This window comes from Polaromonas sp. CF318, assembly GCF_000282655.1.
In the GTDB taxonomy this organism is placed as follows: Bacteria; Pseudomonadota; Gammaproteobacteria; order Burkholderiales; family Burkholderiaceae_C; genus Polaromonas.
Genome location: NZ_AKIV01000029.1, coordinates 25,031 through 35,550, shown reverse-complemented (window position 1 = coordinate 35,550; position 10,520 = coordinate 25,031). Strand labels below are relative to the sequence as shown.

The window sequence follows — 10,520 nt, the reverse complement described above, 5'->3', positions numbered from 1 at the left end:
TTCTGCGCGTGCATCCTGTTTTCAGCCTCGTCCCAGACCACGGATTGCGGGCCGTCTATGACGTCGGCTTCGACTTCCTCGCCACGGTGCGCAGGCAGGCAGTGCATGAAGAGGGCATCGGGCTTGGCTGCGCGCATCATCTCGGTGTCCACGCACCAGTCGGCGAAGGCCTTTTTCCGCGCTTCGTTTTCGGCTTCGTAACCCATGCTGGTCCAGACGTCGGTGGTGACCAGGTCGGCGCCGGCGCAGGCCTGCATCGGGTCCTTGAAAACCTTGTAGCTGTCGGCCGAGCGTATGCCGGCGATGGACTGGTCCACCTCATAGCCGCCCGGGGTGCTGACGTGCACCTTGAAGCCCAGGATTTCGCTGGCCTGCAGCCAGGTGTTGGCCATGTTGTTGCCGTCGCCCACCCAGGCCACCGTCTTGCCCTTGATGGAGCCGCGGTGCTCGATGTAGGTGAAGATGTCGGCCAGGATCTGGCAGGGATGGAATTCGTTGGTCAGGCCGTTGATGACGGGCACGCGCGAATGTTCGGCGAAGCGGTCTATCTTGGTCTGCTCGAAGGTGCGGATCATCACCAGGTCGACCATGCGGCTGATGACCTTGGCGCTGTCCTCGATCGGCTCGGCCCGGCCCAGCTGGCTGTCGCCGGTGGTCAAGTGCACCACGCTGCCGCCCAGCTGGTACATGCCGGCCTCGAAGCTCACGCGGGTGCGGGTCGAGGCTTTCTCGAAAATCATGGCCAGCGTGCGGTCAACCAGCGGCTGGTGTTTTTCGTAGGTCTTGAATTTCTTCTTGATGATGGCGGCGCGCTCGAACAGGTAGGCGTATTCCGCCGCATTCAGGTCGCTGAACTGCAGGTAGTGCCGCACGGGTGCGGGCGTGGAGGGGATCGCAGTGCTCACGCGTTTTTCTCTTTCAACAGCTGCTTGATCAGCGGAACCAGGATGGCCACCGCCTCGTCGGCCTCGGCCGTGGTCATGATGAGTGAGGGCACCATGCGGATCACGGTGTCGGCGGTCACGCTCAGCAGCAGGCCGTTTTCGGCGGCGCGGCCCAGCAGCTCGCCGCAGGGAACCGCCAGCTCGATGCCCAGCATCAGGCCGCGGCCGCGGATTTCCTTCACGCCTTTCTCGCCGGCCAGGCCGCGCGCCAGTGCAGCGCGCAGGTGCTCGCCCACCTTCACGGCATTGGCCAGCAGGCCTTCTTCTTCCATGATGCGCAGGGTTTCCACGCCGGCCCGCATGGCCAGCGGGTTGCCGCCGAAGGTGCTGCCGTGGTTGCCGGGGGCGAAAATGTGGGCGGCCTTGGGGCCGGTCACGACCGCGCCAACCGGCACGCCCGAGCCCAGGCCCTTGGCCAGCGGCATCACGTCGGGCTTGATACCGGCCCACTGGTGGGCAAACCATTTGCCGGTGCGGCCCATGCCGCACTGCACTTCGTCGATCATCAGCAGCCAGTCGCGTTCGTCGCAGAGGGCCCGCACCTCGCGCAGGTACTCGTCCTTCATGCTGTTGATACCGCCTTCGCCCTGGATGGCCTCAAAGAACACGGCGACCACATTGGGGTTGTTGGCGGTGGCGGCCTTGAGCGCGTCCATGTTGTTGAGCGGCACGCGGATAAAGCCCTCGACCAGCGGGCCGAAGCCGGCCTGTACCTTGGGGTTGCCGGTGGCGCTCAGGGTGGCGATGCTGCGGCCGTGGAAGGCTTTTTCATAAACCACGATTTCCGGGCGTTCAATACCCTTGTCGTGGCCGAACTTGCGCGCCAGCTTGAGCGCGGCCTCGTTGGCTTCCAGGCCGGTGGAGCAGAAAAACACGTTTTCCAGGCCCGACAGCTCGACCAGCTTGGCCGCCAGGGCTTCCTGCAGCGGCACATGGTAGTAGTTGGAGGTGTGGATCAGCTTGGCGATCTGCTCCTGCAGGGCCGGCACCAGCTTGGGATGGTTGTGGCCCAGGGTGTTGACGGCGATGCCGCCCAGCGCATCGAGGTAAGCCTTGCCGTTGACGTCCCAGACGCGGCAGCCCTGGCCGTGGTCCAGCGCGATGGGCAGGCGGCCGTAGGTGTTCATCACGTGGGGGGAGGCGGCTTCGATGTGCTTGGGCAGGGCTGCGGTCATGGAAAACTCCGGAACAAGGGCTGTGACAGTGCGGAAAATTCGAGGCCCGCAGCAGTTGATGCGGGCTTGGTACTCCGACTCAGAGGTATCGAAACATGAAAGTGCGCCTTCGAACCCATGCCGTTGTTACAAATCCTCGCCATAGCCAGGGCTATGTCTGCGGTTTGCGCCTAGGCCTGGGCCCGAATCCATCACTTTCACTTTGTTCCGATACCCCCTGAGTCGAAGTACAGGCTGATTTTAGGCGCAGACTTTGCGGCCTTTTGTGACGTTCCTGCATCACTGCAATGCAAGCGCCCCGGCACTGCCCGCTATCGCTGCCATTGAAAATTTGTCCCTCAAGTCTTATATAAGAGTCAGAGTTAAGCTAGAATTGTTGTGCGCTGCAGCATGGGCTGAAATCCCATCCTTTTCCCGTGCCGGGCAGTGCAAAAAACCCTCCACCCGATGGTCTCCAACACCGCCAAAGAAGTCTTTATCCAGGGTATTACCCGCGACGGCAAAACCTTCCGGCCCAGCGACTGGGCCGACAGGCTGTGCGGTGTGATGAGCCATTTCCGCCCCGGCGGCCCCCAGCCCGGCAGTCACCTGACCTACTCCCCCTGGTGCGTTCCCACCGTCATCAACGGCGTGAAGTGTGTGGTCGTCAACTCGGAACTGCGCGACGCCGAACCCATGGCCTGGGACTTCGCCATCAATTTCGCCAAAGACAACGATTTGCAGATGGCCGAGGCCTGCTTACTCCCCGACCCGCCGCCCAAGGGCTGACTGAGGTTTTTGAAGCGCCAACAAAAAAGCCGTCTTTCGACGGCTTTTTTGCTTTGCTGCAGCGCACCCTACAAAACGGCGGACGGTATTTTCATGAGAAAGATGCCGTCCGGGCGATTTGCCTAATTGCTTAGGCTGCCTTTGCGGGGGCCAGTGCCAGGGCTTTCACCTTGGCGGACAGGCGGCTCTTGTCGCGCGCTGCCTTGTTCTTGTGGAAGATGCCCTTGTCGGCAACCGTGTCCACAATGCTCTGGGCCTTGGCGAACAGGTCCTTGGCTTTGTCTTTGTCACCGGCTGCAACGGCTTTTTCGACGTTTTTCACAGCGGTGCGGTATTTGGAGCGCAGCGAGGTGTTCGCGGCGTTGAGTTTGACGTCCTGGCGGACGCGTTTGCGGCCCGACGCAAGGCGCGGGTTCTTTTTCTTGGGTTTGGCGGTAGCCATATATGTATTCCTTTAATCCTGGGGAGGAGTCTGTGGATGTTGCAGCAAACCTAGCATTATATACCCCCACGCTCGCTCACTGCGTGTAGCTCCCTGCCCCCCGAGGGGGCCGCCCGCCTGCGGCCCGGCAAAGCCGGTTCCGCGTCTCTAACTTGGTTTTCCGCGGCTCGCTACGCATCGCGTCTGGTTTGGGCCGCTTTGGCGGCAAACTTTATCGAGTTCCAGGCCTTTGGCCGCATAAACTCCACCGGTGTCACTTTTTAAAGCCGCCTCCACTGTTTCCTTGCTGACCCTGGCCTCGCGCGTCACGGGCCTTGTCCGGGACCTGCTGATGGCCTCGGTGTTTGGCGTCAGCGCCATGACCGACGCCTTTAACGTCGCCTTTCGCATACCCAACCTGTTCCGCCGGGTGCTCGGAGAGGGTGCTTTCAGCCAGGCTTTTGTGCCGGTGCTGGCGGCCTGCAAGGCCGAGCAAGGGGAAGAGGGCGCCAAACAGCTGATCGACCACGTCGCGACCCTGCTGACCTGGACGCTGGTCCTGTTGTGCGTGGCCGGCGTGCTGGCCGCGCCGCTGATGGTCTGGGCCATGGCCAGCGGCCTGAAGCCTCAGGGTTACAACGCCGCCGTGGTGATGACGCGCTGGATGTTCCCTTATATCGGCTTCATGTCGCTGGTCGCGCTGGCCGGCGGCATCCTCAACACCTGGCGCCGGTTTGCCGTGCCCGCCGCCTCGCCCGTGCTGCTGAACCTGGCGCTGATAGGCTCCATCACCCTGGGGGCTCCCTGGTTTGCCAGGCACGGCATCGAGCCGATCTATGCCCAGTGCGTGGGGGTGATGGTGGGCGGCATCCTGCAACTGGGCCTGCAACTGCCCGCACTGCGGCGCCTGGGCTTGCTGCCGCGCATAGGCGCGAGCTTTGCGGCCCTGCGCCGGTCCTGGAACGACCCCGGCACGCGCAAGGTGCTGTCTCTGATGCTGCCGGCCCTGCTCGGTGTGAGCGTGGCGCAGATATCGCTGCTCATCAACACCCAGATCGCCTCGCACCTGGCCACCGGCAGCGTAAGCTGGATCACGTACGCCGACCGCCTTATGGAGTTTCCCACCGCCATGCTGGGCGTCGCCCTGGGGGTGGTGCTGATGCCGCAGCTCGCCGCGGCGCGCGGCAGCCAGGACGAGGCGCGCTATTCCTCCATGCTCGACTGGGGCCTGCGCCTGGTGGTTCTGCTGTCGGTGCCTTGTGCCGTGGCCCTGCTGGCTTTCTCGCAGCCGTTGGTCGCGGTGCTGTACCACTATGGCGCGTTCAGCGACCTCGACGTCCAGCGCACGACGGCGGCCTTGACCAGCTACGGCGTGGGGCTGATGGGCATCGTGGCCGTCAAGGTGCTGGCGCCGGGCTTTTATGCCCGGCACGACATGCGCACGCCGATGCGTATCGCCGTCTGCGTGCTGGTGTTCACCCAGGTTCTGAACTTTTTCCTGGTGCCCTTGCTGCAGCATGCGGCCCTGACGCTGTCCATCGCCATTGGCGCGCTGGTCAACGCCCTGTGGCTGTTGCTGGGGCTTTTGAAGCGCGGAAGTTACAAACCGGTGCCGGGCTGGGGCAAGTTCGCCCTGCAGGTGGGCGGCGCCAGCGCCTTGCTCGCGGCCTTTTTGCTGTGGGCCGCCGGGGCGGTGAACTGGGTTGCCCTGAAAAGCCATTCCCTGGAGCGTATCGGCTGGCTGGCGCTGGTGCTGCTGGCGTCGGCGCTGCTGTATTTCGCGGCGCTGTGGGTCTCCGGCCTCAAGGTGACAAAGCTGCTGAGACATTGACGGGCGGCGTGCTCCAGGCCCCGAGCGGCATTTCCCGCATGCCTTTTTGCGCCGGTTTATGAGAAAGTAGGGGCCATGCAATTAAATCTGGCTGTACCGTCACCATTGCAATATTTCTCCAGCCTGGTGGAAAGCGACGAGCATTTCCCCCTTCTGGAAGCCGCCATCAGCCTGGCGCAGGACGAATACCCCGACCTGGACGTGCAACAGGTTCTGGGCGACGTCGACCAGCTGCTGGCCCGGCTCAAGCGCCGCCTGCCGGCCGACGCACCCGCGCTGCAGCGGTTGCGCGCGCTGAACCAGTTCTTTTTCCACGACCTGAACTTCGGCGGCAACGTCAACGACTACTACGACCCCGACAACAGCTACCTGAACGCGGTGCTGCGCACGCGCCGCGGCATTCCCATCACGCTGGCTGTGCTCTGGCTGGAACTGGCTTTGGGCCTGGGCCTCAATGCGCGCGGCGTGGCCTTTCCGGGGCACTTCATGGTCAAGGTCAACCTGCCCAAGGGCCAGGTGGTGATAGATCCGTTCAGCGGCCAGTCGCTGAGTCGTGAAGAGCTGTCCGAGCGGCTCGAGCCTTTCCGGCAGCATGGCGGCAGCCCGGGCGACGAATTCGAGGTGCCCATGGGCCTGTACCTGCAGTCGGCGCCGCCGCGCGAGATCATCAGCCGCATGCTGCGCAACCTCAAGGAAATCCATAAGACCCAGGAAGACTGGCAGCGCTTGATCCCGGTGCAGGATCGCCTCATCGTGCTGCAGCCCGAAGCCTGGACCGAATACCGCGACCGCGGCCTGGCCTGGGCCGCCCATGGCGAACCGGAGCGCGCGATGGCCGATCTGGAAATCTACCTGGCCAATGCCGAGGACGCGCTCGACATCGACGCCATGGCCGAGCGCCTGGCCCAGCTGCGCCAGGGCCGGCACTGAGCTTCCCTTAAAGCAGCTCGATCTCGCTGAGCGTGAGAAAGCAGCTCTCGCGCGTGATCGCCACAAAGTCGGCCAGCCAGGGCCGGCCTGAGGTGGCTTCTGTGCACGCCACATAAAGCCGCCCGGTCAAGCCCTTCTTGCCTATGGGCCGGGCGCTCACATAGCCGCGGTCCAGGTAGCTTTGCACCGCCCACTTCGGCAGCGCGGCGACACCGCGGCCGCTGGCCACCAATTGCAGCATGGCAATCGTCAGTTCGGTGGTGCGGCGCGCGGGTTTGACGCCGGCCGGCTCCAGCACCTGGCGCACCACGTCCAGCATTTCGTCGGGCACCGGGTAGGTGATCAGCGTCTCGTTGGCGAAGTCTCTGGCCGTGAGGTGCGCCTTGGCCGTGAGCGCATGATGGTTGGCCAGCAGCGCCATGATTTCAAAGCGGAACAGCGGATGGAAGTCCACGGTTTCGTCGGCGTCGGCCTCTGACACGATGGCGATGTCGGCGCGGTCCTGCAGCACCAGCGCGATCGGGTCGGGGTGGAAGCCCGAGACGATGTCCAGCTCCACCTCGGGCCAGCGTGTGCGAAAGGCATCCATGGCCGGCATCAGCCAGTCAAAACAGGTATGGCATTCGACCGCGATGCGCAGCTGGCCGGAGCGCCCCGTCGCCAGGCGTGCCACGTCGCGTTCAGCCTCCTCCACCTGCGGCAGCACCGCGTCGGCCAGCGCCAGCAGGCGCAGGCCCGTGGTGCTGAACTGCGGCGGTACGGACTTGCGCTCGAACAGCGGCGCGGCATAGCGGTCTTCAAGCAGCTTGACCTGGTGCGACAGCGCCGACTGCGTGAGGTTGAGCAACTGTGCCGCGCGCACCAGGCTACCGCTGTCGCGCAGGGCTGTCAGGGTGCGCAGGTGGCGCAGTTCAAGAATCGATAGCGTCATGGTGAACTGTGTGAATCAATAATTTTCATATTGAAAGGCAATATCTTTCGTTTGAATAATAGTTGAATCTGGCCGACCATCGCGTTCTTTGTTTGATTCGCAATCGGGAGATAGCCTGCATGGTCCATACACACACTCTGGGTTTTCCGCGCATGGGCGCGCACCGGGAACTGAAATTCGCGCTTGAAAAACACTGGCGCGGCGAGATAGACCTTGCCGCGCTGGAAGCTGCCGGCGCCGGGTTGCGTGAGCGCCACTGGGCGGTCCAAAAAGAAGCGGGCCTGGATTTTGTGACGGTGGGCGACTTCGCTTTTTACGACCATGTGGCCAACCATATCCAGATGCTGGGCTGCGAGCCGGCGCGCTTTTGTTTCAGCGGCCAGGAGCCCGCGCTGAGCCGTTACTTCGCGATGGCGCGCGGTGTGAATGCCGGAGCCGGCCACACCCATAGCGCGGACTGTGGTTGCGCACCCGAGAAGGCGGAAGGCGGCAGCTTCGCGCTGGAGATGACCAAGTGGTTTGACACCAATTACCACTACCTGGTGCCGGAGTTCGGCCCCGGCACCGAGTTCAGCCTGGCTTGCGATCGCCTGTTTGACGAGGTCGCGCAGGCCCAGGAAGCCGGCCATGCCGTCAAGGCCGTGTTGCTGGGGCCGTTGAGTTTCCTCTGGCTGGGCAAGGAAAAGGCGCCGGATTTCGATCGCTTCGGCCTGCTCGAAAAACTGCTGCCGGTGTACGAAAAAATCCTCGCCCGCCTCAAGGCCCAGGGCGTGGAATGGGTGCAGATGGACGAGCCTATCCTGGGCCTGGACTTGCCGCCCGCCTGGAGCCAGGCTTTTGAATCCAGCTACTGGCGGCTGGCGCGCAGCGGCGTCAAGCTGCTGCTGGCCACCTACTTTTCACCCTTGCAGGAGAACCTGCGCATGGCCTGCCAGCTGCCGGTGGCGGGCCTGCACGTCGATGCGGTGCGTGCTCCCGAAGAGCTCGTCGGCATCGCCGACTGGCTGCCCAGCCACAAGGTGCTGTCGGTGGGCATCGTCGACGGCCGCAATATCTGGCGCACCGACCCCGATGCCGCCCTGGCAAGGCTGCGGCCGGTGGCCGAAAAGCACCGGGGCGAGCTCTGGCTGGCACCTTCGTGCTCGCTGCTGCACGTGCCTTACAGCCTGCAGGCCGAGGACACGCTGGATGCCGAACTCAAGTCCTGGCTGGCCTTCGCGGTGGAAAAGCTGTTCGAGCTGCGCATGCTGAAGGCCGCGCTCGAAGGCCGAGAAAGTTCGGTGCAGGCCGAGCTGGCTGCCGCCCGCCTCGCGGCCCAGGCGCGCCGCAACAGCCCGCGGGTACACCGCGCCACCGTGGCGGCGCGGCTGGCCCGGGCCGCCGCGGGCACAGACCAGCGGCCTTCGCCCTTCAGCCGGCGCCAGCAGGTGCAGCGCCAACGTTTTGCGCTGCCCTTGTTTCCGACCACCTCGATAGGCTCGTTTCCTCAGACCGCAGAGATACGCGCTGCGCGCGCGGCCTTCAAGCGCGGCGAGATCGGAAAATCGCAGTACGCCGAAAAAATGCAGGCCGAAATCCGCCTCGCCGTGCGCAAGCAGGAAGAACTGGGCCTGGACGTGCTGGTGCACGGCGAGGCTGAGCGCAACGACATGGTCGAGTATTTCGGCGAGCAGCTCGACGGTTTTGCCTTCACGGTCAATGGCTGGGTGCAGTCCTATGGCTCGCGTTGCGTGAAGCCGCCGGTGATTTACGGCGACGTGGCGCGCCCCGCAGCCATGACGGTGGCCTGGACGGTGTATGCGCAAAGCCTCACCAAGCGGCCCATGAAGGGCATGCTGACCGGCCCCATCACCATCCTGCAATGGTCATTTGTACGCGACGACCAGCCGCGCAGCCTGACCGCCGGGCAGATCGCCTGGGCGATACGCGACGAGGTGGCGGACCTGGAGGGCGCGGGCATAGGCATCATCCAGATCGACGAGCCTGCGATACGCGAAGGTCTGCCGCTGCGCCGCGCCGGCTGGAAGCCTTACCTGGAATGGGCCACGCGCGCCTTCCGCATCAGCGCCAGCGGCGTGGCTGACGAAACCCAGATCCACACCCATATGTGTTATTCGGAGTTCAACGACATCCTGCCGGAAATCGCGGCCATGGACGCCGACGTGATCACGATTGAAACCAGCCGCTCCGACATGGAACTGCTGCGCGGCTTCGGCGACTTCAAATACCCCAATGAGATAGGTCCCGGCGTCTACGACATCCACTCGCCGCGCGTGCCTACGGTGGACGAGATGGTGCGGCTGTTGCGCAAGGCGGCCACGGTGATTCCGGCGGAAAACCTCTGGATCAACCCCGACTGCGGCCTCAAAACCCGCGGCTGGCCCGAGACCGAGGCGGCGCTGGGCAATATGGTGCAGGCCGCGCGCGAAGTTCGGGAAACGTTCGCCGCCGTCTGACGAGGGGCGATGCAGCGCCTCAGGTGGCGCGTTTGAGGAACTGCGGGATCTGCTGGCCGTCGGGCGAATTGACATTGCGCGACATGGCCGGCGCACTGCTGACCTGGATAGGCCGGCCCACGGCGCGGGCCGTGCTCTGGGCCGACATGCGGGCGCCATGCACCAGCGATTCCTGCGCCGGCATCAGGCTGCCGGGCAGGGAACTGCCCAGGCGCGGTGCTGCCGCCGCTTTTTGTTCCGGTGTCGGGTTGAGCGGCCTGGCACCCAGCGTCGCGGCGACCGAGGGCCGGGGCGCGATCACCCGGGCCGGGGCCTTGGCCACCGTCCTGGCCTGCGCCTGTTCGGGGGCGTCGTTAGCCGCCTGCGGCGGGTACAGCGTGGGCCTGAGCCAATTCAGGATGGGTTGCCACTGCGCCAGGTCCGGCGCGGCGGCGCTGGCCGGCAAGTCGAACATCGTCATGCCGCGCTCCAGGCTGCGCACATACAGCTGGGTTTCACGCAATGCGCCCAGAAAGGGCATGCCCAGGCCTTCCGACCATTCCTCCAGGACTTTTGCCGCGCTGGTGCGCCCATCTATGCGCATGCCCACGGTGGCGAGGCGGCAGCGGCCGCTGGCCACGCGGGGCAGGGCCACCAGGTCGGCATGGCACTGCGCGGCCGACTCGCGGTCGAACATGGAGTTGCACACCGGCATGATGATGGCGTCGGCGAACATCACGACGCGCGCGAGTTCGAAGCCGTGCATGCCGCCCGGCGTGTCCAGCACCACGTGCGTGATGCCGGTGGGCACGCGCAGCATGTTTTTCTGGTCCACGGCCCAGGGGGCGATGGCAGGGAGGTCAGCGCCGCGGCGCTTGAGCCAGCTGCGCGCCGACTGCTGGCGGTCCACGTCGCCCAGCATGACCGAGCTGCCATTGCGCGCGCACCAGGCGGCGATGTGCGCGGCCAGTGTGCTTTTGCCACTGCCTCCCTTGCGGTTGACGACTGCGATGACCGGCATGAGCGCTCCAAAGACGGACCAGTAGAACAGTTTGATACAGAAATAACAAAAAGTCCAGCGCAAG

General features: G+C 64.5%; 9 protein-coding genes. 4 read left to right on the top strand and 5 right to left on the bottom strand.

Features of this window, described 5'->3' with window-relative positions; all coding sequences use genetic code 11:
* The coding region (gene argF / locus PMI15_RS04195; protein WP_007864130.1) for an ornithine carbamoyltransferase at window positions 1-905 on the bottom strand (905 nt) is incomplete at its 3' end.
* Window positions 902-2,119, bottom strand: coding sequence for an aspartate aminotransferase family protein (locus PMI15_RS04190; protein WP_007864129.1), 1,218 nt, complete (start codon window positions 2,117-2,119; stop codon window positions 902-904). The genes argF and PMI15_RS04190, both read right to left, overlap by 4 nt.
* A gap of 447 nt (window positions 2,120-2,566) precedes the next feature.
* Here PMI15_RS04190 and PMI15_RS04185 point away from each other — a divergent pair, with 447 nt between their 5' ends.
* Window positions 2,567-2,887, top strand: a complete 321-nt coding sequence (locus PMI15_RS04185) for a DUF3579 domain-containing protein (RefSeq protein WP_007864127.1) — start codon at window positions 2,567-2,569, stop codon at window positions 2,885-2,887.
* A 130-nt stretch (window positions 2,888-3,017) separates the two neighbouring features.
* On the opposite strand, the gene rpsT is transcribed toward PMI15_RS04185, so the two are convergent.
* Window positions 3,018-3,329, bottom strand: a complete 312-nt coding sequence (rpsT, locus tag PMI15_RS04180) for a 30S ribosomal protein S20 (protein ID WP_007864125.1) — start codon at window positions 3,327-3,329, stop codon at window positions 3,018-3,020.
* 250 nt (window positions 3,330-3,579) lie between these two features.
* On the opposite strand from rpsT, the gene murJ reads away from it, so the two are divergent.
* Window positions 3,580-5,139: a murein biosynthesis integral membrane protein MurJ gene (murJ, locus tag PMI15_RS04175; protein ID WP_036837428.1), complete on the top strand. Its 1,560-nt coding sequence runs from the start codon at window positions 3,580-3,582 to the stop codon at window positions 5,137-5,139.
* Between the two features lie 75 nt (window positions 5,140-5,214).
* Window positions 5,215-6,069 carry a SirB1 family protein gene (locus PMI15_RS04170; protein WP_007864117.1) on the top strand — a complete coding sequence of 285 codons (855 nt, stop codon included), beginning with the start codon at window positions 5,215-5,217 and terminating at the stop codon, window positions 6,067-6,069.
* Window positions 6,070-6,076: 7 nt separating this feature from the next.
* On the opposite strand, the gene PMI15_RS04165 is transcribed toward PMI15_RS04170, so the two are convergent.
* Window positions 6,077-7,000 carry a LysR family transcriptional regulator gene (locus PMI15_RS04165; protein WP_007864111.1) on the bottom strand — a complete coding sequence of 308 codons (924 nt, stop codon included), beginning with the start codon at window positions 6,998-7,000 and terminating at the stop codon, window positions 6,077-6,079.
* 119 nt (window positions 7,001-7,119) lie between these two features.
* Between PMI15_RS04165 and metE the strand changes: the two genes are divergently transcribed.
* Window positions 7,120-9,456 carry a 5-methyltetrahydropteroyltriglutamate--homocysteine S-methyltransferase gene (metE, locus tag PMI15_RS04160; RefSeq protein ID WP_007864108.1) on the top strand — a complete coding sequence of 779 codons (2,337 nt, stop codon included), beginning with the start codon at window positions 7,120-7,122 and terminating at the stop codon, window positions 9,454-9,456.
* Window positions 9,457-9,475: 19 nt separating this feature from the next.
* Here the strand turns inward: metE and PMI15_RS23945 are convergent, their stop codons facing one another.
* Entirely contained in the window at window positions 9,476-10,456 is a 981-nt protein-coding gene (locus tag PMI15_RS23945; RefSeq protein ID WP_007864070.1) for a ParA family protein, read from the bottom strand.
* Between the last annotated feature and the right edge of the window lie 64 nt (window positions 10,457-10,520).

Bases quoted from the DNA above. Each gene is read 5' to 3' on its own strand.
- PMI15_RS04190 (WP_007864129.1), bottom strand. From the start codon at position 2,119: ATGACCGCAGCCCTGCCCAAGCACATCGAAGCCGCCTCCCCCCACGTG.
- PMI15_RS04185 (WP_007864127.1), top strand. From the start codon at position 2,567: ATGGTCTCCAACACCGCCAAAGAAGTCTTTATCCAGGGTATTACCCGC.
- rpsT (WP_007864125.1), bottom strand. From the start codon at position 3,329: ATGGCTACCGCCAAACCCAAGAAAAAGAACCCGCGCCTTGCGTCGGGC.
- PMI15_RS04170 (WP_007864117.1), top strand. From the start codon at position 5,215: ATGCAATTAAATCTGGCTGTACCGTCACCATTGCAATATTTCTCCAGC.
- PMI15_RS04165 (WP_007864111.1), bottom strand. From the start codon at position 7,000: ATGACGCTATCGATTCTTGAACTGCGCCACCTGCGCACCCTGACAGCC.
- metE (WP_007864108.1), top strand. From the start codon at position 7,120: ATGGTCCATACACACACTCTGGGTTTTCCGCGCATGGGCGCGCACCGG.
- PMI15_RS23945 (WP_007864070.1), bottom strand. From the start codon at position 10,456: ATGCCGGTCATCGCAGTCGTCAACCGCAAGGGAGGCAGTGGCAAAAGC.